The sequence below is a fragment of the Aquimarina spinulae genome, assembly GCF_943373825.1.
Classification (GTDB): Bacteria; Bacteroidota; Bacteroidia; order Flavobacteriales; family Flavobacteriaceae; genus Aquimarina; species Aquimarina spinulae.
Window position 1 is genome coordinate 505,894 of sequence record NZ_CALSBP010000002.1, and the last position, 26,288, is coordinate 532,181.

Annotated in this window: 27 protein-coding genes; 19 read left to right on the plus strand and 8 right to left on the minus strand. The window is 32.3% G+C overall.

Annotated elements, in window-relative coordinates:
- Positions 1-115: 115 nt before the first annotated feature.
- The 3 genes from NNH57_RS07830 to NNH57_RS07840 are packed head-to-tail and all read right to left on the minus strand — an operon-like array spanning position 116 to position 2,077.
- Positions 116-706: an LOG family protein gene (locus NNH57_RS07830; RefSeq protein WP_074409387.1), complete on the minus strand. Its 591-nt coding sequence runs from the start codon at positions 704-706 to the stop codon at positions 116-118.
- An 11-nt stretch (positions 707-717) separates the two neighbouring features.
- Positions 718-1,569 carry a peptide chain release factor N(5)-glutamine methyltransferase gene (gene prmC / locus NNH57_RS07835; RefSeq protein WP_074409388.1) on the minus strand — a complete coding sequence of 284 codons (852 nt, stop codon included), beginning with the start codon at positions 1,567-1,569 and terminating at the stop codon, positions 718-720.
- Between the two features lie 19 nt (positions 1,570-1,588).
- Positions 1,589-2,077 (minus strand): GNAT family N-acetyltransferase, encoded by a 489-nt coding sequence (locus tag NNH57_RS07840; protein ID WP_074409389.1) that lies wholly within the window; start codon positions 2,075-2,077, stop codon positions 1,589-1,591.
- Positions 2,078-2,194: 117 nt separating this feature from the next.
- Here NNH57_RS07840 and NNH57_RS07845 point away from each other — a divergent pair, with 117 nt between their 5' ends.
- The 6 genes from NNH57_RS07845 (at position 2,195) to NNH57_RS07870 (ending at position 6,517) form a co-directional block, all read left to right on the plus strand.
- Positions 2,195-2,656, plus strand: coding sequence for a hypothetical protein (locus tag NNH57_RS07845; protein WP_108809321.1), 462 nt, complete (start codon positions 2,195-2,197; stop codon positions 2,654-2,656).
- 184 nt (positions 2,657-2,840) lie between these two features.
- On the plus strand, positions 2,841-3,308 hold the full coding sequence (locus NNH57_RS07850) for a hypothetical protein (RefSeq protein WP_108809320.1): 468 nt from the start codon (positions 2,841-2,843) through the stop codon (positions 3,306-3,308).
- A gap of 70 nt (positions 3,309-3,378) precedes the next feature.
- Positions 3,379-4,425 carry a bifunctional diaminohydroxyphosphoribosylaminopyrimidine deaminase/5-amino-6-(5-phosphoribosylamino)uracil reductase RibD gene (gene ribD, locus NNH57_RS07855; RefSeq protein ID WP_108809319.1) on the plus strand — a complete coding sequence of 349 codons (1,047 nt, stop codon included), beginning with the start codon at positions 3,379-3,381 and terminating at the stop codon, positions 4,423-4,425.
- Positions 4,418-5,026, plus strand: coding sequence for an HAD family hydrolase (locus NNH57_RS07860; RefSeq protein WP_108809318.1), 609 nt, complete (start codon positions 4,418-4,420; stop codon positions 5,024-5,026). Before ribD ends, NNH57_RS07860 begins: the two co-directional genes overlap by 8 nt.
- A complete protein-coding gene (locus NNH57_RS07865) occupies positions 5,023-5,892 on the plus strand; it encodes a hypothetical protein (protein ID WP_108809317.1) in 870 nt (289 codons plus the stop codon). The genes NNH57_RS07860 and NNH57_RS07865 overlap by 4 nt, the downstream gene beginning before the upstream one ends.
- Positions 5,893-5,902: 10 nt before the next feature.
- On the plus strand, positions 5,903-6,517 hold the full coding sequence (locus NNH57_RS07870) for an IMPACT family protein (protein ID WP_108809316.1): 615 nt from the start codon (positions 5,903-5,905) through the stop codon (positions 6,515-6,517).
- Here NNH57_RS07870 and NNH57_RS07875 read toward each other — a convergent pair.
- The gene (locus NNH57_RS07875) at positions 6,514-6,918 is read right to left on the minus strand and encodes an acyl-CoA thioesterase (RefSeq protein ID WP_074409396.1); all 405 of its coding nucleotides are present in this window, start codon (positions 6,916-6,918) and stop codon (positions 6,514-6,516) included. The two genes, NNH57_RS07870 and NNH57_RS07875, sit on opposite strands and share 4 nt — an antisense overlap.
- A 202-nt stretch (positions 6,919-7,120) precedes the next feature.
- Here NNH57_RS07875 and dnaA point away from each other — a divergent pair, with 202 nt between their 5' ends.
- From dnaA to NNH57_RS07890, 3 genes are all read left to right on the plus strand, one after another.
- Positions 7,121-8,548, plus strand: coding sequence for a chromosomal replication initiator protein DnaA (gene dnaA / locus NNH57_RS07880; protein ID WP_025663975.1), 1,428 nt, complete (start codon positions 7,121-7,123; stop codon positions 8,546-8,548).
- A 93-nt stretch (positions 8,549-8,641) separates the two neighbouring features.
- Positions 8,642-9,112: a low molecular weight protein-tyrosine-phosphatase gene (locus tag NNH57_RS07885; protein ID WP_074409397.1), complete on the plus strand. Its 471-nt coding sequence runs from the start codon at positions 8,642-8,644 to the stop codon at positions 9,110-9,112.
- A gap of 250 nt (positions 9,113-9,362) precedes the next feature.
- Positions 9,363-10,091 carry an SAM-dependent methyltransferase gene (locus NNH57_RS07890; protein WP_074409398.1) on the plus strand — a complete coding sequence of 243 codons (729 nt, stop codon included), beginning with the start codon at positions 9,363-9,365 and terminating at the stop codon, positions 10,089-10,091.
- A gap of 16 nt (positions 10,092-10,107) precedes the next feature.
- Here NNH57_RS07890 and NNH57_RS07895 read toward each other — a convergent pair whose 3' ends face one another.
- The 4 genes from NNH57_RS07895 to dapF form a co-directional block, all read right to left on the minus strand.
- Positions 10,108-10,749 carry a peptidoglycan-binding protein LysM gene (locus NNH57_RS07895; protein ID WP_108809315.1) on the minus strand — a complete coding sequence of 214 codons (642 nt, stop codon included), beginning with the start codon at positions 10,747-10,749 and terminating at the stop codon, positions 10,108-10,110.
- Positions 10,750-11,102: 353 nt separating this feature from the next.
- Positions 11,103-12,146, minus strand: coding sequence for an endolytic transglycosylase MltG (mltG, locus tag NNH57_RS07900; protein ID WP_074409400.1), 1,044 nt, complete (start codon positions 12,144-12,146; stop codon positions 11,103-11,105).
- Complete coding sequence (locus tag NNH57_RS07905) at positions 12,136-12,663, minus strand: GNAT family N-acetyltransferase (protein ID WP_074409401.1); 528 nt, start codon at positions 12,661-12,663, stop codon at positions 12,136-12,138. The genes mltG and NNH57_RS07905 overlap by 11 nt, the downstream gene beginning before the upstream one ends.
- Entirely contained in the window at positions 12,657-13,442 is a 786-nt protein-coding gene (gene dapF, locus NNH57_RS07910) for a diaminopimelate epimerase (protein WP_074409402.1), read from the minus strand. Before dapF ends, NNH57_RS07905 begins: the two co-directional genes overlap by 7 nt.
- Positions 13,443-13,607: 165 nt before the next feature.
- On the opposite strand from dapF, the gene NNH57_RS07915 reads away from it, so the two are divergent.
- The 10 genes from NNH57_RS07915 to NNH57_RS07960 all read left to right on the plus strand — a co-directional run bounded on the left by NNH57_RS07915 (position 13,608) and on the right by NNH57_RS07960 (position 26,204).
- Positions 13,608-15,017: a trypsin-like peptidase domain-containing protein gene (locus tag NNH57_RS07915; protein WP_074409403.1), complete on the plus strand. Its 1,410-nt coding sequence runs from the start codon at positions 13,608-13,610 to the stop codon at positions 15,015-15,017.
- Positions 15,018-15,156: 139 nt separating this feature from the next.
- Complete coding sequence (locus NNH57_RS07920) at positions 15,157-16,605, plus strand: glyceraldehyde-3-phosphate dehydrogenase (RefSeq protein ID WP_074409404.1); 1,449 nt, start codon at positions 15,157-15,159, stop codon at positions 16,603-16,605.
- A 352-nt stretch (positions 16,606-16,957) separates the two neighbouring features.
- On the plus strand, positions 16,958-17,575 hold the full coding sequence (locus NNH57_RS07925; RefSeq protein ID WP_074409405.1) for a hypothetical protein: 618 nt from the start codon (positions 16,958-16,960) through the stop codon (positions 17,573-17,575).
- A 66-nt stretch (positions 17,576-17,641) separates the two neighbouring features.
- Positions 17,642-18,319, plus strand: a complete 678-nt coding sequence (gene trmD, locus NNH57_RS07930; RefSeq protein ID WP_025663965.1) for a tRNA (guanosine(37)-N1)-methyltransferase TrmD — start codon at positions 17,642-17,644, stop codon at positions 18,317-18,319.
- Between the two features lie 95 nt (positions 18,320-18,414).
- On the plus strand, positions 18,415-20,121 hold the full coding sequence (locus NNH57_RS07935) for a YARHG domain-containing protein (protein WP_074409406.1): 1,707 nt from the start codon (positions 18,415-18,417) through the stop codon (positions 20,119-20,121).
- 175 nt (positions 20,122-20,296) lie between these two features.
- Entirely contained in the window at positions 20,297-20,647 is a 351-nt protein-coding gene (gene rplS / locus NNH57_RS07940) for a 50S ribosomal protein L19 (RefSeq protein ID WP_108809314.1), read from the plus strand.
- Between the two features lie 967 nt (positions 20,648-21,614).
- Complete coding sequence (locus tag NNH57_RS07945) at positions 21,615-23,840, plus strand: NADP-dependent isocitrate dehydrogenase (RefSeq protein WP_108809313.1); 2,226 nt, start codon at positions 21,615-21,617, stop codon at positions 23,838-23,840.
- A gap of 196 nt (positions 23,841-24,036) precedes the next feature.
- Positions 24,037-24,576, plus strand: a complete 540-nt coding sequence (locus tag NNH57_RS07950; RefSeq protein ID WP_074409409.1) for an RNA polymerase sigma factor — start codon at positions 24,037-24,039, stop codon at positions 24,574-24,576.
- A 4-nt stretch (positions 24,577-24,580) separates the two neighbouring features.
- Positions 24,581-25,117 carry a hypothetical protein gene (locus tag NNH57_RS07955; RefSeq protein WP_074409410.1) on the plus strand — a complete coding sequence of 179 codons (537 nt, stop codon included), beginning with the start codon at positions 24,581-24,583 and terminating at the stop codon, positions 25,115-25,117.
- Entirely contained in the window at positions 25,098-26,204 is a 1,107-nt protein-coding gene (locus NNH57_RS07960; RefSeq protein ID WP_074409411.1) for a hypothetical protein, read from the plus strand. Before NNH57_RS07955 ends, NNH57_RS07960 begins: the two co-directional genes overlap by 20 nt.
- Positions 26,205-26,288: the final 84 nt, after the last annotated feature.

A 26,288-nucleotide genomic window follows, 5' to 3' on the forward strand; every position in this document is an offset into this window, starting at 1 on the left:
AATGGTCAGACAGAATACCCACCGTATCGGCAGGTTTAATGATTAAGACAATTATTCTTTATTGTTTTTTAATGTTGTTATAAATGGTTTCGTTTTCATTTAGCTTTTATGAATATCATGTTCTCTCTGGTTTTAACCATTTTGGCACTTGTATCGGCTTAAAGGCCCTCATTTTCCCTAATAACCTATCTATATCATCATCAACAAGGAGCAACTCATAATTTTCCATTTTTAAAAACCCTCTTCGCACCATGTTTTCTAACAAAGCTAACAGGTCATTATAAAACCCTCCGGTATTTAAAAGTCCAATTGGTTTTTGGTGCAAACCTAACTGAGACCATGTTATAATTTCAAACAATTCTTCTAATGTCCCAAACCCTCCCGGTAATGTAATAAAACCATCACTAAGCTCTTGCATTTTCATCTTTCGCTCGTGCATATTAACCGTAGTAATTAGTTTATATAATCCCTGATGTACTACTTCTTTCCGCTTTAAAAATTCTGGAATCACTCCTATCACTTTTCCTTTTTGCTGCATCACTCCCTGGGCAACCTTCCCCATTATCCCAATTTTTGCAGCACCATACACCAGAGTAATTTTTTGTTCTGCTAGTTTTTCTCCTAATAATAATGCCTCGGCAATAACCCTGGTATCATTCCCCTCACTGCTTCCACAAAATACACAAATTGAATTCAGACTGTTCATAGTAATAGATTTTAATTTAAACGAGCTCTTATCATACGTTCATTACCATATATATCCTTACGTACTTCTACAGATTTAAATCCTTTGCTCTCGATCATACTCTTGGTTTCTATACCCAGGTATTGATTAATTTCAAAATATAAACTACCATTTTCTCTCAATTTTCTCTTAGCCAGATCTGTAATCTTCTTATAAAAGAGTAAAGGCTCATCATCAGAAACAAACAAAGCCTGCTGTGGTTCATTATCAAGCACATTAGATTTCATTTCTTTTTTCTCTAGCTCTCGTACATAAGGCGGGTTAGAAACTATGATATCAAAATCTCTAAATAGATCTTCGATTTCCAGAACATCTGTTTTAATAAATGTGACATCTACCTGGTTTTTCCTGGTATTTTCTTTGGCCACCTGTATGGCTTTTTCTGATATGTCTATCGCATATACTTTGGCTTCAGGTATTTTTTTTGCTAAAGAAATAGCTATACAACCACTTCCTGTACCAACATCTAGTATTGTTATTGATTGTTTCTCCTTTTTTTGATCTTTCAAAATCCAATCTACCAACTCTTCGGTTTCTGGTCTCGGAATCAATACATGTTCATTAACCATAAATGGTATTCCAAAAAAATAGGTCTCACCAATTATGTATTGAATAGGTTCTTGTTTTTCGAGTCGTTTTATAGCGTTATCAAAATTCGCTTTTTCACTAACAGTGAGTATTTTATCAAGACACATAGCAACATCTACTCTTTTAAGTCCTAAAATCTCTTCGGAAAGCATATAAAAAAAAGACAATATTTCTTCAGAATCATAGATCCCGGATAAAGAATTTGTAAAACTAACTCTAAGGTCTTTTATCTTCAATTTGAAGTTTATTTTTAGATTATAGATCTTTTATCATCCATGCTTGGCAACTATAATGCCCGGTATCTCCAATCGGCTCTTCCAAAGGGATAAAGCCTACTTTTTTGTATAATTTCCTGGCAGACTCCATATAAGGCATTGTTTCCAAATAACATTTGGCATACCCTTGTTCTTTCGCAAAATCGAGACATTTATTTATCATGGCATACCCAACTCCTTTGCCTCTCGCCTGTGGTAAGAAATACATTTTTTGCAACTCGCAAATATCTTTAATAACTTCTCCCTCTAATGGAGCAATACCTGCCCCGCCAATGATTCTCCCCTCTTCTTCGACTACGTAATACTTCATTCTTGAATAGTTATAAGTTTCATACATACTATCCAAAGACTTATCCTCATAAGCAGTACCTACCTTAGGCACTCCCATTTCTATTAAGACTTCTCGTATTACCGAGGCAATTACTTTATTATCTTTTGACTGTATTGCTCGTATTTTTATATCATTCATTATTTTTAAAATACTATTTTTGTGGTATCACCAAGAAGATTCTTCTAATCTTCATTTAACTAAAAAATTAGCTTCTTAAAAGGTATTGAAATATACGTTAAATCTAACAAGGAATCAATGAATAAGTTTCTATTATTATCAACATTACTTATAGGCATTACCAGTTGTTCTATTTCTAAAAAACCAGAATTTAAATATATCGATAATATCGAGGTTAAAAATGTCAGTATGCGCAATATAACACTTAAAGCAGATGCCATTTTTAATAATCCAAATCACATAAAAGGAAAGCTTTCTATAGACAGCATACACATTTTTGTTGATAACATAGATGTCGGAGCACTCTCTTCTCAAGAGTTCGATGTTCCTTCAAAAAATGAATTCACCATTCCGCTCGAAGGAACTTTTTCACTTTCTAAAGTCTATAAAAAAAATAAAAGCAACATACTTGACAGTGTACTAAAAGTAATTCAAAGTGATTCGCTTGACATACAATATAAAGGCGTAATTCGATATCATTTTGGAAATTTTTCTTATCCTTATACAATTGATAAACAACAAAAGGTAAGATTAAAATAAAAACAACAATTCTACACAACATGATTTGGTGGTTTTTCACTGAAAACAGGGATTCCAAACCTATATCAAGTAACTATATTTGTGCTACACGTTCAATATTCTTAAACGCAGTTTCTTTCTTGACAATTGCACTATCATAAACCGAATCCCATCAAGTCTCATATTAATTAATCTTGAAAATAAAATGATTAAGCAGATTAAAAACTTTATTTTGATTGTAATTTTTTTTCCAGTTACAAACTCTTTTAGTCAAACTCAGAATACATCCGAAATTATTGAAATCACCCCAATAAAAACAGAACCATTTAAATATTATCAACTCGAAGCCAAAACAACTGAAGGCGTAGAAGGAAAAATTTATTTAAATGGCAAAAAATTACATGAATTTGAAAAATCGGCAAGCCAGGTAAGCAACAATAAAGCTCAAAAACTTATTAAAAGCGGCACCAATGAAATTGTACTCAAAATATCTTCGGTTGACGAGAATGTAGAGAAAGGCTATTTTTCTAAATGTGTTGTTTTTATAGCTATACATGGTGTTAATGAAAAAATCTTCCCTTCTAAGGAAACTCAAATAATTCATATCAAATGGAATCCTAAGAAGGATCAAAAAAAAGGTGTTATCAAGTATGTGTTTGAACTAAAAAGATAATTAATCAATACTACAGGTCTACAATACCACATAAAACACATAGTTTTACTTATTTTTGCTATTTGCAAAAGTGAAAACACACGAAAAATACATAAAACGCTGCATACAGCTTGCCAAAAACGGACTAGGAACAACCTATTCCAACCCTTTGGTAGGTAGTGTAATTGTGCATAATGATAGTATCATTGGTGAAGGGTGGCATTATCAATCGGGTAAACCTCATGCCGAAGTAAATGCTATTGCTTCGGTAAAAGATCACTCTCTTTTAAAAGACGCTACCATCTATGTTAGCCTTGAACCTTGTAGTCATTTTGGAAAAACACCTCCTTGTAGTGATCTTATTGCCGAAAAAGGAATCAAAAAGGTAGTTATCGGCACAATAGATACTTTTGCAAAAGTATCGGGTGCAGGAATTCAAAAGTTAATGAATGCTGGTTGTGATGTAATTGTTGGGGTTCTAGAAAATGAATGCTTAGCATTAAACAAAAGGTTTTTTACTTTTCATAACAAAAAACGACCATATATCATTCTAAAATGGGCAGAAACTACAGATGGTTATATTGCACCGGTTTCTACTAACAAAAGAGAGCCTGTCTGGATTACAAATACATATTCCAGGCAAATTGTACACAAATGGCGAGCAGAAGAACAAGCTATTTTGGTCGGTAGTCAAACCGTTATAAAAGACAACCCTAAACTTACTATCAGAGATTGGGGTGGTCAACATCACCCTACTAGAGTTGTCATTAACAGATCAGGGAAAATCCCTAAAGATTCTGCCGTGCTGGATCAATCAGTAAAGACCATAGTGATTACTTCAGAAAAGTTAAAAAAAGACAATAACAATACTCTTATTTATGAAGTTGTCGATTCACAAGAGAATCTTGCCAAGGAAATATGCAACATTCTCTATAGACACAACATCCAATCAGTGATCATAGAAGGAGGCTCCTATACAATACAATCTTTTATTGATAAAAACCTCTGGGATGAGGCGAGGGTTTTTGAAGGAAATATTACTTTTGGAACCGGAATAAAGGCACCTACACAAAATGGAAATCTAATTTCTGAACAAAAAATCATGACAGACACCCTAAAGACATATCAAAATGATTAAAACTATAATTTTTGATTTTGGAGACGTCTTTCTTAATTTAGACAAGTCCGCAACAGAAAGAGAATTATATAACCTTAACAACGAAAAGCTTACTACAGAATTACGAGAGCTTAATATCTTGTATGAAGCAGGCAAAATTACTACGAAAGAACTTATAGAAAATCTTCAAAAGTATATTCCAGAAGCTTCAGAAAAGCAACTTATCTATGCATGGAATGCTCTTTTACAGGATTTTCCTAAACATCGTCTAGAATTTATTCAGAAACTAGCTTCAGAACAACGTTACAAGTTGATCTTACTTAGTAATAATAATGAATTGCATATTAATTGGATTAAGGAACATATTAGCTTTTTCCCTGCTTTCAAATCATGTTTTGATGCTTTTTACCTTTCTCACGAAATCAATTTACGAAAGCCAGAACCTTATATTTTTGAATTTGTTCTAGAACAACATCAATTAAACCCAAGTGAAACACTTTTTATTGATGATACAAAGGACAATACAGACACTGCTGCTGCATTGGGAATGCACACCTGGAACAACAACCCTGTAACCGAAGATGTTGCAGATTTATTTACCATAAAATCTGATTTATTTTGATCTATTTAGCTCTAAGTGTATTAGCATCTACTCTGATTTTTATTATCTTCAAGTTGTTTGCTAAATACCATGTAGATACACTTCAGGCAATTGTTGTTAATTATATAGTGGCTTGTGTTTCAGGAATTATAGCATATTCAGAACCAATAGATTTACCTTCTGTATCTGAAAAAGGATGGTTTTTTGGAGCAATGATCCTGGGGGTAATATTTATATCTGTATTTAATCTTATGGCAATTACTACACAAAGAAATGGTCTTTCTGTGGCTGCTGTAGCTACCAAAATGAGCTTAGTAATCCCCATTATTGTTGGGATTATTGCCTACCAAGAAAGCACAGGTATCATAAAAATTGTAGGAATTCTAATTGCACTTATCGCGGTTTATCTCACTTCGATCAAAACTACCGGAGGAATTCCTATTACAAAAAAGAATCTTATTTTTCCATTACTGGTTTTTATCGGAAGTGGAGTTATTGATACCAGCATTAAATTTTTAGAAACACATTATGTGGCTAAAAATGATATTCCGGTTTTTTCTGCTACCGTTTTTGGATTTGCTGCCATTGTTGGAATTATCACACTAGCATCTAAAGCAATAACAGGAACATTTAAAATTGCATTTAAAAACATTATTGCAGGAATTGTATTAGGTGTTCCTAATTACTTTTCGATTTATTTTCTGATTCAGGCATTACGCCATGACAGTATGGATAGCTCTACAGTATTTACTATTAATAATGTAGCTATACTTTTGGTTTCAACTCTCGCAGGGATTCTGTTTTTTCAAGAAAAATTAACCTTTAAAAACTGGATAGGTATTATTCTGGCGATTATTAGCATTATCTTAGTTGCCTTTTCTATATAGCATATATTCATTGGAAATAAAAGACACATATAAAACAATTAACACTCCTGGAGAGGAAGCTCTTTTTAAAGATAGGAATAGCAAGTTTTTTGGATATACATTTCCTATTACTACAGAAGAGGATGCCAAACATATTATTGCTGATCTTAAAAAGAAACATCACGCTGCCCGACATTGGTGTTATGCATGGAAAATAGGGACCGAACCTGCCACATACCGTATTAATGATGATGGCGAACCTTCTAATTCTGCGGGCCAACCCATCTATGGTCAGATCCTATCTTTTGATGTTACTTATATACTAATTGTTGTAGTGCGTTATTTTGGAGGTGTCAAATTGGGAGTTGGCGGATTAATTAGTGCCTATAGAACTGCTGCTCAATTAGCACTTGAAGCTTCAGATATAGTCGAAAAAACAATTAATATTGATTTTGTACTTATTTTCGAATATAAAGACATGAATAAAGTGATGAGGATTATTAAAGAACATACTTTAAAAATCACGAAACAAGATCATAAATTGAATTGTAAAATTCATATTTCGGTAAGAAAAAAGTTTGCAGATAAAATAAAAGATGTTTTTTCCCCGTTGTATGGTATAGAAATTAGAAAAACACAAGGTTAATAGTTTTTTATTTTTTCAAGCAAGTAAGAGGGACATGGAATAGGCTTTCTTGTTTTACTATCAACAAAGACTAAAGTTGTAGATGCTGTTGTTAGTAATTCATTATTTTTATTAAAAATCTCAAAATCGAAAACGATTTTTGCTGTAGGAATTTTCTTCAGCGAAGTTTTAACAATTAATTCATCGTCGAAAAAGGCAGATTTCTTAAATTTAAAGTCTAATGTAAACACAGGAAGCATAACGCCATTTTCTTCCATTGATTTATATGAGACCCCTAATCGGGATAACCAATCAATTCGTGCCAATTCTAAATACTGCGCGTAGTTACCATGATATACTACACCCATCTGATCGGTTTCAGAGTATCGCACCTTTAGTAAAGTTTCTGAAGTGATTAGCATATTTTAAAAATAAGGGGTTATTTAGTTAAATTAAAAAGTAGTGATATCAAATTATGCAAAAAAAATAATTAATATTCAACCCCTAAATCGTTTTTTTTTTACATTTTTTGTTCACATATTTGTCATGCAAAAACAGTAAGGAGTTTTTCAGCAATTTCTTTTTAGTACCTTAATATAACAAAAAGTAAACCTGACCACAAGAATGAATGTAACCGCGCAATCAGTTTGGGATAGTTGTTTGTCTTTCATAGAAGACAATATTACACCTCAAGCTTTTAAAACTTGGTTTGAACCAATCAAAGCTGTAAAGCTTACGGATAGCGCTCTCAGTATTCAGGTTCCTAGTAAATTTTTTTATGAGTGGCTAGAAGAACATTACGTAAATCTACTTAAAGTATCCTTAACCCGAGAATTAGGAGAAGGTGCTAAGTTAGTTTATGTTATCAAAATGGAAAACACGTATGGCAATAAAAAGCCATTTACCGAAAAAATCCCAAGTTCTAACCGAACTCCTGTTAACTCACAAGAAGTTGACGTCCCTATTAAAAGTAAAAATCCCGAGTTAAAAAATCCATTCGTTATTCCCGGAATACGAAATGTAAAAATAGAATCTCAATTAAATCCAAGTTATAATTTTGAAAATTTCTTAGAAGGAGACTCTAACCGATTAGCTCGTTCTGCAGGTATGGCTGTAGCCAATAAACCTGGAGGCACCTCTTTTAACCCTTTACTTATTTTTGGAGGAGTTGGTTTAGGAAAAACACACCTGGCTCATGCCATCGGTGTTAACATAAAAGACAATTATCCAGAAAAAACAGTCCTATATATTTCTGCCGAAAAATTCACACAGCAATATATAGAATCTGTAAAAAAGAATAACAGAAACGATTTTATTCATTTTTATCAGATTATCGATGTTTTGATTGTTGATGACATTCAACTATTATCTGGTAAAGCAGGAACTCAAGATGTATTCTTTCATATTTTCAACCATTTACACCAAAACGGAAAGCAAGTAATTCTAACAAGTGACAAAGCTCCTGTAGATATGCAGGATATAGAACAACGATTACTTTCTCGTTTTAAATGGGGATTATCTGCAGAATTACATCAACCTGATTTCGAAACCAGAATTTCGATTATTAAAAACAAACTGTATCGTGACGGCGTAGAAATGCCTGAAGAAATAGTTGAATTTCTAGCAAACAATATTAAAACCAATATTCGAGAATTAGAAGGCGCAATTATATCATTAATAGCTCATTCTTCTTTTAACAAAAAAGACATCACAATAGACCTTGCCAAAGCCATAGTAGACAACTATGTTAAAAACACAAAACGCGAGGTATCTATTGATTACATCCAAAAGGTAGTAAGTGATTATTTCCAAATGGATGTAGAAACACTACAATCAAAGACTCGAAAACGTCATATTGTGCAAGCAAGACAACTAGCTATGTTTTTTGCCAAAAAACTAACCAAAGCCTCTTTAGCCAGTATTGGTACACAAATAGGAAAAAGAGATCACGCTACTGTCCTACATGCCTGCAAAACAGTAGACAACCTATCATCTACAGACAAGCAATTTAGAAAATACGTAGAAGATTTAGGAAAGAAGCTCACACTATAATGTTACATTGTTTATAAACAGATCAACACTAATAATCTAATTACATTATTAGAGAAAAACATATACCACATCTAAAACAACAAAACAAACTACATGAAAGTTAAAATTCTAATGGTATGTTTAGGTAATATATGCAGATCCCCTTTAGCAGAAGGTATTTTAAAATCTAAACTCGACTCACGTTTTTATAACGTAGCATCTTGCGGAACCAGTAGTTACCACATCGGAAGCAAGCCTGATCAACGCTCTATTGATATTGCAAAACAATATGATATTGACATCACAGACCAAAGAGCTGCCCAATTTAAAATTAGTGATTTCACAACATACGACCACATATACGCTATGGATAGCTCTAATTATCAAAACATAATTAATCTAGCCAGCAATGATCATGAAAAAAATAAAGTGAAGCGCATCTTAAACGAATCACATCCCAATAGCGATCTTGATGTTCCCGACCCATATTACGGAGGTGAGCAAGGTTTTGAAGAAGTCTTTCAAATGCTTGACAAAGCATGCGACAATATCGTCACAAAACTCAAAGATTCTAATCACTCATAAGACACAACAATAACCAAACAACGTGGCTAACATCAATATCATTTCCCGCCGCTATATACTATCATCACAAATAATAGCGTTACAATAGATAACAATAAAAAAAATAATACTATTTTAGTATACACCCTACCAAGGGCATAAACGTTCTTAAACCTTAAAGATTAATTTATTGATAATTCACAAAATACAGATACACATTACAACAACACTATCAACAAAAAGGTCTTTAAAAAACCAGTTAAAATAACCTATGGAATTTAAACCCCTAGATCCCAAAGGAAAATTATACCTAATCCCAACACGATTAGGAGATGATGTCCCTTTAGAAGTACTTCCTATATCCATTAAAAAGGTATTAGAGCAAGTAAATCACTATATCGTAGAAAACGAAAAACCTGCACGACGATTTATAAAAAAGGTAAGCCCCAGCAAGTCTCAACGATCTATTGTTATACATACTGTTAACAAATACACGGATATCTCAGAGATACCAAGCTATCTCACACCTTGCCTTAATGGGGAATCTATCGGTTTATTATCTGATGCCGGATGCCCCGGAATTGCTGATCCTGGAGCAGAAGTTGTTAAAATAGCTCACGAAAAAGGAATACCAGTAACACCTCTTGTAGGACCATCATCGATACTACTAGCCATGATGAGTAGCGGAATGAATGGTCAAAACTTCACCTTTAACGGCTATCTCCCCATCGATAAAAACGAAAGAAAGTCAAACATAAAGCATCTGGAGAAAATCTCTTTAGAAAAAAATCAAGCACAGATATTTATTGAGACCCCTTATCGAAATGACAAAATGTTTTCTGATCTCAAAACCATACTAAATACCAATACCAGACTATGTATTGCATGCGACATCACATTAACTACCGAATTTATTGCTACCAAAACGGTTGAAGAATGGAAAAAAGAAGAAATAGATCTTCATAAAAGGCCAACCATATACATTATACAAAGAGATTAAGCCTTAGAAAAAGAAACTAGATTGCTTTTGCTTTTTTGTTAGGAACAACAAAAGAAGTATCATACCCTCCAAATCGTTTCATATAATAACGAATTGTAGTACCAAAAGCATCTGCAAACCCTTCTACTCCGCCGCTACGTAAATATTTTTTTACCGCACCTGGCCCAGATAGATGAGCAGCAGCCAGAATCCCCGACTCTGTCACTTCTATCCCATTTATCCTTCTACCAACATACCATTTTATATCCCTACGTAGTACCCACTTATTTCTAGACAGATTAGCATAAAATGCTTTTTCCTGAAGAACAGGATTGCCAAGAAATTTATTTCTTTTTACATTTTTAATACCTATCAAATCAAGTGTTCCTTTACCAAATTGATATTTCCCCAAATAACCAAATTGATTAACCACACCATAATCTCCACGAGACTCCTTAAAAGCAACAGCCTCTTTAAACCCTATATAAGATTTACCAAGCTCTGGAGAGATAACTATATTATCGTCTTCTATTTCACTAAAATTCGGTGCGATGTAATACAGATCCAAACCTTCTGTACTATAAGAACTAAGATCTATACTTTCTTTTGTCTTAAAACTTAGCAAGAGTATTCCCCCAATTGTAAGTAATACAGATAATCCTACTATCTTCTTTATCATATAAAAAATTTCTAAGTAGCCATCATAAATGACGTCCCCCACTACTTAAATTTTTGCCGTGCAAATATACAACTTTTTTCAAAAATAAAAAGAACTAAGTGTTAAAATAATTATAATACTGAAAAACAGTGTTTTACAACAAAAAATAGGCTTAAAAATGGTTAAATCTTCAGTAAAAAACCCTAAAAATTACACTTAAACGTCAAACCTAGTGTTTTAATCGAGAAAAAATAAATCCTCCCATTTGTAAGTAATTCACAAAAAAGAATGCACTTTTGTTAATAAATTCGTGTTGCTTTTTGTTCAAAAAGAAGAAATTACTGTTTTTTTCCTACAAAAAAACAGGTCGACAATCATCGTTTTACCCCCTGTTTATTAATCCAATTAACATATTGTTTTTTATTACGATTATGCTGGCTGATTGTCTTGGCAAATTTATGATATCCAAAGTTTTCTACATTAGCTACAAAAAAGTAATATTCATGCTTTTCGTAGTTAAGAACCGCATCTATTGACGAAATATCTGGCATCGCTATTGGCCCTGGAGGTAAAGAAGCATATTTATAAGTATTATAAGGGCTATCCAGCTCTAAATCTTTATATAACACCCGTTTTATAATTACATCCCAGTCATTGCGATGTTTTTTAATTGCGTAGATTACGGTCGGGTCTGCATCTAATTTCCAATTATTATTATACCTGTTCATATAGACTCCTGCTACTCTTGGGCGTTCATCTACTTTTGCCGTTTCTTTTTGCACAATAGAAGCAATAGTAATCACCTGATTTTGGGTTAACCCAATTTGCTTAGCTTTTGACACTCGGGATTCGTTCCAAAATCGTTTATACTCTTTCAACATTCTTTGTCTAAACTGTTCTGCAGAAGTATTCCAAAAGAACTCATACTTATTAGGAATATACATCGATAAAGCAGTTTCTAAAGAAAAATCATTTGCCTCTAAAAAAGATTCTTCTTTAAATGCTTTTAACAAAGAAATACTATCCGGCTCGATCTGAGAAGCAATTCTACCAGCAAGGTTCTCCAGCCTTTCTTGATTATTAAAGCTTACATGTATAGGTGAATTTTTACTTCGTAAAACATTTATAATATCATTATTATTAAGGCCTTTTTGTAAAATATATCGTCCTGCCTTAATGTTATCAATATATCCTTTCCTTCTTGCAATCCTATCAAAACTGTAAATGTCGTTAACCACGGGACTAATCGTTTCAATAAGTTCTGTATAGGTAGCTCCTGTGGGGATATAGATGGTTGCTGTTTTAGTTTCAAAATTCGTATTAGGAGAAAAAACCGCCTGATAGACATAATATGCAAAAATTCCTCCTGCAATTAAACCTAATAATGCAATAACTAATAGTATTTTCTTAATGTACATATACTAACTGATATAAAAATTCGTCTTTATAAATATCTTTTACTCGATTCCACTCTTTCTTCACCCCAACTTTATTAAACCCTCTATTTTCAAATAATTTAATACTAGTCTCATTATCTTCAGAAATATTTGCATACAATTGATGCAAATGCAAGTGAGTAAAACCATAGTTTACAATAAGTTCTAAAGCTTCTGCTCCATAACCCTTGCCTCTATTTTCTTTTTCTGCTATTAAAACGCCAACTCCCGCTCTATTATGCATAGGGTTGAAATCAAACAAATCTATCAAACCCAGTGTAGCATGATCATTAGAACAAATAACCAATCGTAACTGTTTTACCTCATAAATATCTTTATGCGAATTCTCTAAATACTCTTTAATCAAAAATCGAGAGTATGGAGTCTGGGTAGAGCTCATTTCCCAAATCTGTTCATCATTTTCTACAATATAAACAAAATCAAGATCTTCGGGTTCAAGAGCCCGTAAATAAATATTTTTCCCTTTTAATGTTACCATGCAATCTCCCCTTTAAAAACCTGTTCTGCAGGTCCTATCAAAAAGATATTCTTATATCCATTTCCATTTTTTTGAAAAGTAACTTTTAGTCTTCCTCCTTGGGTATGAATATCAATTTCCTGATCATTTGTTAATTTGGTCGCATGCATAGAAAGAGCCACTGCAGTAACTCCGGTACCACACGATAGTGTTTCATTTTCTACTCCCCTTTCATAAGTACGCACAGCAAATTCGTTCTCATTTTTCTTTTCTACAAAATTCACATTACTGCCAGCTTCAAAATAAGGAGCTCCTTTTCGTATCGCTCTTCCTTTATTTTCTACATCATAATTCGTTAAATCTTTAACCATTGCAACATGATGAGGAGAACCTGTGTCCAAAAATAAATGTGTATCATATTTCTCTATCTCAGACACATTCTGCATTTGCAAATACACCAAACTATCTTTTATTTCAGCTTTATGCTTACCATCAATTGCAGTAAAGGTAGCCTTATCTTTTATTACTCCTAGAAAAGCTGCAAAAGCAACCAGACATCTCCCTCCATTACCACACATTGAACTTTCGTTTCCATCTGCATTAAAATAAACCATTGTAAAGTCATCCTCTTTATCCTGAGGAAGCTCTAATAGCATTAAACCATCGGCTCCAACACCAAATTTTCTGTCACAAAGTCTGGCAAACAATTTGGTATCATTTTTGGAGAGTATAGCATCTCTATTATCAATGATTACAAAATCATTCCCGGTACCCTGGTATTTATAAAACGTAAGAGTCATTATTCTTTCAATTATAAGGACAAAGGTACAAAGAATGTTATCAAAAAACCGTTGTTAATTGTGAGTTAAATTTCATAAAAAAAGTATACTATAATTGTAATTTTAAGAGTTAATACAAGTCTATTAGATTAGTATTACATAAATCAAACAAAAAAAGAGAAGAAAATGAAAAGATTTTTGAGTTTATTGGTTGTAGCTATCCTAGCAGGTATATTTACTTTAGGTGCATATAAAATGTTTTTAGAGCCCGAAGCCATCGTTGTTAATGAAAGTGAAGCCAAACCAAATCTAACCCCTGTAAATTATACCCTAACTAATACTAATGCTTCTGTTTCTGGTATTGATTTTACCACTGCTGCAGAAAAAACAGTGAATGCAGTAGTTCATGTTAAACAATATGGGATTACGCGTACACCAAGGAATTTAATGGAATTTTTTAGAAATGGCGGAGCACAGGAAAGAAGAATTCAAGGTGCTGGATCAGGAGTTATTATCACAGAAGATGGATATATTGTAACTAACAACCACGTAATTGATGGAGCTACTGATTTAGAAATTACACTAAATAATAATAAATCTTATAAAGCCAAAGTAGTTGGTACTGCTCCACAGTCTGATATAGCACTCATCAAGATCGATGCAGAAGAAAAACTATCATACATCCCATTTGGTGATTCTAATTCGGCTAAAATTGGAGAATGGGTACTTGCTGTAGGAAACCCGTTCAACCTTACTTCTACTGTTACTGCCGGTATTATTAGTGCAAAATCAAGAGATTTAGATGAATCCGATGGTAAAGCTCAATCTTTTATACAAACAGATGCCGCTATCAATCCCGGAAATAGTGGTGGCGCATTAGTAAATGTAAGAGGAGAATTAATCGGGATAAATACAGCCATAACTTCACAAACCGGAAGTTATGTAGGATACGCCTTTGCTGTACCTTCAAATAACGCTAAGAAAATAATCGACGATATTATAGAGTTTGGTGGCGTACAAAGAGGAATATTAGGAATTACGGGGGGAACTATAAACCCAAAAGCAATGGAAACCTATGATATCTCTACTACTCAAGGAGTAGTTGTAGCATCTGTTGCCGATGACAGTGGAGCAAAAAAAGCAGGGCTTTTAGAAGGAGATGTCATAAAAGAAATAGATGGACTACCGATAAGAAAATTTTCGGATTTAACAGGATACGTAAACAGCAAGAGACCAAAAGATGTTATTAATGTACGTGTGTTAAGAAAAAACAAAGAACTTATTTTACCGGTTACCTTATCAAAATACGAAATTCAAAAATATAATATAGATGATGTTGGTGTAGAAGTTATGAATCCTCCTAAAGGATATTTAAACAATTTTAAACTTGATCATGGAGTCGTAATTAGCAAAGCACTAAGTTCGAGAATGAAAAGATACAATCTGGAAGGTCTTATTATTAGCGAAATAGACGGAAAAAAAGTAAAGAATGTTATTGAAGTAAAAGAAATAATTGAAAATAAATACAAAGATGAAGATATCACCATTAGCCTGGTAGACAGAAATGGTCAGAAAAGAGAATTTGTATTTCAATAAGCATTACAAAACACAACTATAATAGCACTTCCCATTACTTTTATAAAGTAATGGGATTTTTTTTCACAAAAGGTTTCACGAAAACGTTTGAAATATATACTTTTGCACGAAATTTCAAGACTTTAAAACACAACACATTATGAGCTCTAACGAAGTTTATGAAAAAGAATTAGCCTTTCAGGCAGACAGACGTCGCGCTACAGTAGCATTTATAAAGACTGTAAGCGATCTTTGGTACGACAATTCTATCGAGTTGGTACTTTTCCGCAATCAGTTAATTGATAAAAACGTAAGTGAAATTATCAATCTGCACGAATATGCTGGTGAGTTTGTACAAAAACCTATTTCAATTTTTGATTCTGTAGAAATTGCACAAGCTATCAAATTAATGAATTTACCTCCATCAAAATTAGACATAGGTAAACTTACGTATGAGTATCATTTGGCAAGTGATGAATACGGTTCGATAAATAGCTTTGTGCAAAATAAGCTAAAAGATGCAAAAACATTCAAACCAATTTCTCCAAAAAATGTAGTCCTTTATGGATTTGGACGAATCGGTCGTTTGGTAGCCAGAGAATTAATGACCATTACTGGTAAAGGAAGTCAATTAAGGCTTAGAGCTATAGTAACGAGAGGAGCTATCACTCAAGAAGTATTAGAGAAAAGAGCCTCATTGCTTCGTAGTGATTCTGTGCATGGAGATTTTGCTGGTACCGTAGAAACAGACTTAGCTAATAGCGCTTTAATCATAAATGGTACCACTGTAAAAATTATTAGCGCCAATAATCCAGAAGATATAGATTACACATCTTACGGCATTCAGGATGCTTTGATCATAGATAACACAGGTGCTTTTAGAGATAAAGAAGCGCTAAGCAGGCACCTGACAGCAAAGGGAGCTAGTAAAGTATTACTTACCGCTCCCGGAAAAGGAGTTCCTAATATTGTACACGGAGTTAATCATAAAGAACATGATCCAGACAAAGTAGATATTTTTTCTGCTGCTTCTTGTACTACCAATGCAATTACCCCAATACTACAAGCTGTAGATGAAAGTTTTGGCGTAGTTAATGGTCACTTAGAAACAATACATGCATATACTAATGACCAAAATCTGGTAGATAATATGCATAAAAAATACAGAAGAGGTCGTGCTGCAGCTCTAAATATGGTCATCACAGAAACAGGAGCAGGAAAAGCAGTTTCTAAAGCGCTTCCAAGTTTTGAAGGAAAATTAACATCTAATGCAATACGAGTTCCTGTACCAAATGGATCATTAGCAATTCTTAATCTTAATTTAGAAAAAGAAACTTCTAAAGAAAGTATGAATACGGTACTTAAAAAATATGCACTAGAAGGAGATTTGGTAGAGCAAATAAAATATTCACTAGATAATGAATTAGTATCTAGCGATATTATTGGTTCTTCTGCACCCTCTATATATGATAGCAATGCTACTATTGTTGATGCAAAAGGAAATAATGCTGTTTTATATGTATGGTATGATAATGAGTATGGATATAGTCATCAAGTAATTAGACTATCAAAATATATTGCCAAAGTAAGACGTTTTACTTATTATTAGTAGCCGTTTTTACTAAAATTTCTAAAGTCGTTATTAATATTAATAACGACTTTTTTTATTGCCATTCTTCAAAAAGAAAAAGTGTCATTTCTAAAACCTGTTTTAAAAAGATATAAGACTCTAACTACCAATAATCTAGATTCAAAATCATCTCTACGGGAATTCTTGCAAAAAAAACTTTATAATTACTCACAATATCGTACATTTATTACCGTTACAGAAGAAATTAATAACCGAAAAGAAACGACATATAAATATTCCCTATACTACAAAGTCATTAGTTATTTTATTCTCTAACTACTCCACACTATAGGGATACCGTATCTAACCATTAAAAATTAAGAATAACAATATGAAATTACCACAGTATCTACTAGTTTTAATACTACTTCTATCTTTTTTTGAAACTACCTATGCACAAGAAGAAAATGCAACAGTTGCTGATGCTTTAAGGCAGGAAAAGATCGAAGGACAATTTGATATGGTGATAAAAAAATCCGGGAAATTTCAAGAATACAAAGTAGTAAAGCTTATTTGGTTAAACAAACTTAAAAGCAACACTATAGATACAATTAAAACATTAGAATCAAAATTAAATACTACCAATCTTAAGATTGATGAGCAAAAATCTACAATAACCGGACTCGAAGAATCACTTGCTAAAACAAATGGTGATCTTACTACCGTTACCAAGGAAAAAGATAGTATTAACTTTTTTGGAGCAGCACTAACCAAATCCAGTTACAAAACCATTATGTGGGTTATTATTGGTGTGCTCATCGCTTTACTTAGTTTCTTTATATATAAATTCAAAAACAGTAATACAATAACGTTACAAGCCAAAAAGGCATTAACCGAAACTGAAGCAGAGTTTGAGGATCACAGACGAAGAGCTTTGGAACGAGAGCAAAAAGTAATGCGTAAGCTTCAGGACGAAATCAATAAACAACGTAAAGCTGGCGCTAAGTAGTTCTAATTTCTAGATTTTCACCATATTCTTTTGCATCTTTGCACCCACAAATGAATTTAAATAAAGATGCGCATAGATATCATCACCGTAGTACCCGATATACTAAAAAGTCCTTTTGAAGCCTCTATTATGAAGCGATCAATAGAAAAAGGATTGGTCGAAGTACAGTTTCATAATCTTAGAGATTATACCGATACAAATTATAAACAAGTTGATGATTATCAATTTGGTGGTGGTGCTGGTATGGTTATGATGATAGAGCCTATCGATAAATGTATTTCCAAATTAAAATCGGAAAGAGATTACGACGAAGTCATCTATATGACTCCGGATGGCGAAACTTTAAACCAAGGAATTGCAAACCAATTATCTTTGAAAGGAAATCTAATCATTCTTTGTGGCCATTACAAAGGAGTAGATCAACGTGTAAGAGATCATTTCATTACCAAAGAAATATCTGTAGGAGATTATGTGCTATCCGGAGGAGAACTAGGTGCGCTAATATTATGTGATACAATCATTAGACTTATTCCGGGTGTGCTCGGTAACGAAACTTCTGCATTAACCGATTCTTTTCAGGATAACTTATTAGCCCCTCCTATTTATACAAGACCCGCAGAATATAAAGGCTGGAAAGTACCAGAAGTTCTAACCTCTGGTAATTTTCCTAAAATAGAAACATGGCGAGAAGAACAAGCATATCAAAGAACAAAAGACAGAAGGCCCGATCTGTTAGATGAGTAAAACACTATAATATTATTTTAGTTTTCACTGTAAAATGGGTAGTATAACTACTAACTAAACATCACTTTTGTATTAATAAGCTAAAAGCCTTTATAATGCAAAAAATTATCTTTTTTATACTATTTATGTTTATGACATATCTAGTGCAAGCAGAAGCTTTTCTTCAAATATATCCGAATCAGTTAAACTTTAAGAATTATCCAACAATTACAACTACCTGTATTATTAAAGATATGGATGATTGTAAGATGATACCAAAAAACGTTGATCAATTCAATTTTTCTATTATAGAAAATGGATTATACATCCCAAAAGTAAACTGCACATTCAAGAAACAAATTGACAACAATCAAGTAATTATAGAGTTATCATACACTAGTTTATCCCCAATGTATATGCATAGAGATATTACATTCAATCTACATGCAGATAATCATTTTACACACAAAAGAGATAATTATATTTTTTTAAATACCGGAAAAATCGTTGATAGCGAAATGAAAACAATGCAAATCAACAGACATTTATCCAAATACTCACAACCTACAAATCAAAACAATGTAAAATCAGATTCTTCATTATTCACAGACAGGTCTCTGTATGAATGCTCTCTAGAAGAATTACACATTATGCGTAATGAATATTATGCCCAAAAAGGGTATATTTTCAAAAGTGATAAATTAAATAACTACTTCAAAACTCAAAAATGGTACACTCCTATTTTTAGAGATCAGAACATCATACAATTTACACAAGAAGAAGCGGCAGAGATCGCATATCTTCAATATTATGAACATTTAAAATCTAAAGCAAACCTTACTATTGACTTTATCGAATATTATGATACCGATATGATCAAAAAGATAGGATATAAACATCAACAATCATACGATACGCAGACAAAAGAAGATAAAAAAAAGACCATAAATATTAACAAAACTTATATATCTTATAACGAAAAAGAAAGGCAACCAAAAGAGATCGTATTCAATAATATCTATCATAGACATGAACAATTTCGGCAATACTATCCAAATGGCAACGTTGAAAAAGAGTTATTTATTCATGATAGAACCAATATTTACGATATAATAGAAAGTGCATATTTTAACACAGGAGGAGAAAAAGGAAAACAATTTCATGGTAAAGGTTTGAATATTCCTGAGCTTGAACATTACAAAAATCGGTGGTCAATTGATAAATATATTCAAGAAGAAAATAATGACACAAAATATAGTACAATTTATGATCTATATAGTCCTTCAACCCTATCAGAAGAAGAAATGAATCACTTTATTCATGATTCGCTAAAAACAAATATTAATGGCGAATATAACATTGAAGATTTGAAGCTTTTGTATGAACTAAAATATCCAAATGCTGAGATATTTAGTCCCTCTATAGATGATTATATAAAAGGAGATAATGGAAAATATTTGCACTACCCTCAACTCAACTATACAGACAAAAATTTACTACTAGAAAAACATGATGTATATTTTATATTTGTTTCTAAAAAAAATGAAGTGTACAAACAAAAGTTATATGAGAAAGATGCTGCAAAAACCTCTGATGGATGGATTGTATATGATGATAATTATGTAGAAGAAATTAACAAAAAATACAAAGTGCATGATTGGATAACAGAAGATGGATATATAGAACTTTTTCATCCGGATATGGATTTTGGAAACTATATTATTTTTATGCAGATCACTTTTTCCGAGCATAAAAAAACATTTTATTCAAAAAAACATAGATTAGAATATGTTCCTTTAGGAAAAATAACCAATGAAAATTAACATATGATTAAATGGTATTGTGCACCTTCTAATGTTTTGAATATAAAAACATTGATAAAGATTTCAAAAACACTTGCAAATCATCAAATAATACTTATTTTTGCACCCTGATTAGATCAACCTCTGGCGAAAATCGCGAATGTTGCTCTAATAAAATCAAGAAACTATATCAAAAATGGAAGATTTAGTAAAATTCGTTCAAGACGAATTTGTTATAAAAAAAGAGATGTCTGACTTCTCTGCAGGTGACACAATCACTGTTTATTACGAAATTAAAGAAGGAAACAAAACACGTACACAGTTCTTTAGAGGAGTTGTAATCCAAAGAAGAGGTTCTGGATCTACTGAAACATTTACAATCAGAAAGATGTCAGGAACTATTGGTGTAGAACGTATTTTCCCTATAAACTTACCAGCACTTCAAAAAATTGAAGTAAATAAAAGAGGTAAAGTTCGTAGAGCTCGTATATTCTACTTTAGAGGACTTACCGGTAAAAAAGCACGTATTAGAGAAAAAAGAAGTTAATTCTTATTTCTTTAACAAATCAAAAAGACCGTTAATTAACGGTCTTTTTTTATGAACAAAAGTTAATAACATAAGTTCATAAACTGTTGATAATTAATATAATAAGAATTAACAGACCGCAAATCAATTTTCCTTATATTTATAATTAGAATATATATAGTGCATGATGACACAAGGATTCTTGACTATATATTTAAACAAACGTTCTCTGAACATATTAAGACCAGTTTAGAATTAAAATAAATATAGAACGAAAGTTATTTTTTTGAATACATCCTTGAAATCACTTTAAGGGCTTTACTTTAGGATCATTTCAAAATGAAATTCAGAAGAAAAAATTAAGTTTTGACACCTTTTTAATTGTAAATGGCATTTGACTATCCGGGTGAAAAACTGAAAAATTGCAAAAGTAATTTAGAAACACAAACACACGTATTAGTCGTAAGAGTAGAAATAAATTATACAAATCCTTATTTGACAAATTTAAATCTGCTCAAAATTGAAAATAAGTACTAATGTAATAAATAACGAAAGTTTTTATTTAATAGCGGGTAAAACAGCTAACATTATGATTATTTTCGATGAAGCCATATCAAAATATTCGTATTCTTGATATGGCTTTTTATTTTGAGAATACCTCTAAAAACAGGTCAAAATTTCAACATCTTACATTTTTTTCACGATAATATTCAATAAACTACAATTCAATTCTCTCTAATTCAAAACTAACAACACACAGGTTGCATTTAGGTGACTAGATTTGTATCTTCGCGCTCGGAAATCTATGACTACAAATATTGTAAATTCTAATAGTATCAATCCTAAAAAGATCCACCAATATTGTTTGTCTAAGAAAAATTAAACGACTAATTATTTCCTTACATAAATAGTATAATAAAATTAGGGTGTCTACTACTTTTCAGGTATTAAAAAAACCTCTGGATCCCTAAATAAAAAAAACAAAAATATGGGAGTTAATAACTCAAAAATAGTGTACACCAAAACAGATGAAGCACCAGCTTTAGCTACCTATTCTTTTTTACCTATTGTTCAAAAATTTACTAAAGCAGCAAATATTAATATTGAAACAAAAGATATATCTCTTGCTGCTCGAATTTTATCTAGTTTTCCCGAAAAATTAACCGACAAGCAAAAACAACCTGATGCATTAGCAGAATTAGGTTTGCTTGCTCAGACACCAGAAGCAAACATTATTAAATTACCAAATATAAGTGCTTCTGTACCGCAATTAAAAGCTGCTATTGCAGAATTACAACTTCAAGGGTTTGATCTTCCAAACTACCCTGAAGAACCTGAAAACGATACAGAAAAAGAAATTAAAAGTCGATACGATAAAATAAAAGGTAGTGCAGTAAACCCTGTTCTAAGAGAAGGAAACTCTGATCGTAGAGCGCCAAAACCAGTAAAACAATATGCTAGGCAAAACCCACACTCTATGGGTGCATGGAGTGCTGATTCTAAAACTCATGTAGCTACCATGTCTAGCGGAGATTTTTGTTCAAACGAAAAATCAGTTACTGTCGATAAAGCCGGAGATGTAAAAATTGAGTTTGTAGATCAAAATGGAAGCACAACAACTTTAAAAGAAAAAACAACGTTACTCGAAGGAGAAGTTATAGATGCTTCGGTAATGAGTAAAAAATCACTTATTGCTTTTCTAAAAGAACAAATAGGCGATGCTAAAGAAAAAAATGTATTGTTTTCTTTACATATGAAAGCAACAATGATGAAAGTTTCTGACCCTATTATATTTGGTCATGCTGTAGAAGTTTTTTTTAAGGATGTATTCGAAAAACATGCTGCTACTCTTGAAGAAATTGGTGTTGAAGTAAACAATGGTTTTGGAGATCTTATCAATAAACTAAAAAAATTACCAGATACCAAAAAAGCAGAAATAGAAGCTGATATACAAGCTTGTTATGAAAAGGGACCAAAACTGGCAATGGTAAATTCTGATCAGGGAATTACTAACCTACATGTACCAAGTGACGTGATTATCGACGCCTCTATGCCCGCAATGATACGTAATTCTGGTCAGATGTGGGATGCGCAAGGAAACACACAAGATACCAAAGCAGTTATCCCAGATAGTAGTTATGCTGGCATATACCAGGAAACTATAGATTTTTGTAAAAAACACGGAGCCTTTGACCCCACCACTATGGGAACCGTTCCTAATGTTGGACTTATGGCCAAAAAAGCCGAAGAGTACGGCTCTCATGATAAAACATTCGAAATTCAAGGTAATGGTACTGTTCGTATTATCGATGCTTCTGGAAACATACTAATAGAACACCCCGTAGAACAAGGTGATATCTGGAGAATGTGTCAAACCAAAGATGCCCCGATAAAAGATTGGGTAAAACTTGCTGTAAACAGAGCAAAAGCAACAGCTACTCCAGCAATTTTCTGGTTAGATAAAAATAGAGCCCACGATGCCGAGTTGATCAAAAAAGTAAGCACATATTTACCAGAACATGATACTACTGGATTAGATATCAGAATCATGTCTCCTGTAGAAGCAACTCGCTTTTCTCTAGAAAGAATTAAAGAAGGTAAAGACACCATTTCTGTAACAGGAAATGTCTTACGTGATTACAATACCGATCTCTTTCCAATTCTAGAATTGGGTACAAGCGCAAAGATGCTATCTATTGTTCCTTTAATGAATGGAGGTGGTTTATTCGAAACCGGAGCAGGAGGTTCTGCACCAAAGCATGTACAACAATTTAATAAAGAAGGTCACTTAAGATGGGATTCTTTAGGAGAGTTTCTGGCTCTTGCAGTATCTCTAGAACATCTGGGAGAAACCAATAACAACACCAAAGCTTTGATTATTGCAGAAGCACTTGATCAAGCTACTATCAAATTTCTCGAGAATAAAAAATCTCCTTCTCGTAAAGTAAATGAACTGGATAATCGAGGAAGTCATTTTTACCTGGCGCTATACTGGGCACAAGAAATTGCAGAACAAACTCAGGACAAAGAATTACAAAACGAGTTTGCAATAGTTGCCAAACAACTTGCTGATAATGAAAATAAAATTATCAACGAATTAAATGATGCACAAGGCAGTACTGTTGATATGGGAGGATATTATTGGCCAAATACAGATAAAACTTCTACTGCAATGCGCCCAAGTGAAACACTTAATGCTATTATTGAAAAATAATATAAGTAGACTATACCTATCAAAAAAGCCTGTGAGATAGTAATTTCACAGGCTTTTTTGTAATACTCCCCTATTACTTTATCAAAAATATTTATATTAATTTCTCATTACGTGCAACCCTTTGGTTTTTAAATTGTCAATGATAATAACCAAAAGAAAAGTACTTTTAAAGAAATTTACAATCAAGTAAAACTAGTTGGAAACCAATATTCTTTATACGCATAAAGATCTTGTAGAAAAAAGCAAGTCTGGTGATAGGAATTCGCAATACCGATTATATGAGCTCTATGTAGATGCTATGTATAATATAAGTATGCGAATGCTAAGCATAAAAGAAGATGCAGAAGATGTCGTACAGGATAGTTTTGTAGAGGCTTTCAAAAATTTAAAATCTTTTAGATACGAAAGTACTTTTGGTTCCTGGTTAAAGAGAATAGTAATTAATAAAAGTTTAAATCATTTAAAATTAAAAAAGATACCAGTTACACCTCTTGACCAACATGAATATCATATTAGTGAAGAAATAATTGCCCCAGTTAAATCTAAAGACATTAACAAAATAAAAAAGGGGATTAAAACTCTTCCTGATGGATATAGACAGATCTTAAGCCTTTATTTAATCGAAGGATATGATCATATAGAAATTGCAGAGATACTAGGTATTACTATTTCGACTTCGAAATCGCAATATCACAGAGCAAAGAAAAAATTAATTGAAATTGTAAATACATTATAGTACAATGGATGATTTTGAAAAATATATAGCAGAAAACAAGCATTTATTTGATGAGCATAAAGCAGATAAATCAAAAATCTGGAATGAAATTGAGTCTAACTTAGACACTTCAAAAACAATTCGCCTGTGGAGGTCTCCTCTAATAAAAATAGCTGCGAGTATTTTAATCCTGATAGGAGCTTTCTCAATAGTAAATCTAGTTGTATCAGGATTTAATAATAACAACCAAAATAATATTGTACATCAAGAATTACGAGATATTGACACCTATTATAAGGATCTGGTATCTTTTCAGGTACAACTTGTCAAAAACAATTCAAAATTACAACCTGAAGACAAAAAGAAATTCTTGTCTTTTATGGATGAATTGGATGAAGAATATAATGCTCTTAAAACAGAAATGGCAAAAAACTTGAACAATGAATACATTTTAGAAGCCATTGTTAATAATTATAAAAAAAGAATCGAATTGATCGAAAACCTGTTGAAACAGATCAATGATTCTAAAAAATCGAGTGAAAATGAAGGCTATATCTTATAAATATCTTTTACTGATGCCCATACTGCTATTTTTTGCAAATGGTATATGGGCACAGGAAAAAGTATCAAAGAAAATTGAAAAAACGTTTCCGTTAACCAATGCAGGAGAATTACATTTAGAAAATAAATATGGAAATATAACTATTCAAGGATGGGAGAAAAAAATAATAAAAATTGATATTGACATACAGGTTGTTAAAAAGAAAAAAGAAGATGCACAAGAATTATTAAAACGTATTAATCCTGCAATTAATAATACCGAAGACTTTGTGAGTATTTCTTCTGTAATTGAAGAAAAGAACACAGGTATGATTTCTAGATTCTTGAATAAAGAACTCTTCAACAAAACAAGTTTTTTTGATTTTGACAAGGGTAATATTCAAATAGATTATACTGTCTATTTGCCTTTTAATGCCGAAGTTAATATTATAAACAAATTTGGAGATATCATTATAAGTGAATGGAACGGAAAATTAAAAGCCAATGTACAGCATGGCGATATGTGGGTAAATAAAGATCTCAATAACGCAAGTATAGAAATGAAATTTGGAAAACTAAAAACCAAATCTATTACTTATGGAAACATACGATTTAAAAATGGAGAAATCGATATAGAGTCATCTAATGATCTTAAAATAAATAGTAGCGGTACAATCGTAAAAATTGAAAATGTAGAATCATTAGAAATACACTCAAGTAAGGATCAGGTTACCATTCAAAAATTAGGAAGTATTCAAGGTGAACTTATGTTTAGCACTATGAATATAGATGCCGTACACCAAAACATTAATCTGGTTACAGAAGTAGCAGATGTTTGGGTATCCAAAATTCACAAAACCAATGCTAATGTAACCATCGATCAGGAATCTTCAGAACTAAGCATCAATGTCTCAGGAATGTCCATAGATTTTAATGCTTCTCTCGAACAAGGACTGTTAAGAATTCCTAAGTCGTTTACAAATATAAAAACCGATGTGATTGATAAACGAAGAAAAATCAGAGAAATTAGCGCCACTTATGGTAACAGTAATTTAAAAGGAAAGTTCCATATCACAGGTAGAAAGGGAGTGGTTATATTAAAAGAATGAGTACACACCTCTCTTTTAATTATCCTAGTGATCATTGATTATGATAAATTTAACAGTATAGAAACGAATTACATGCAACTATTA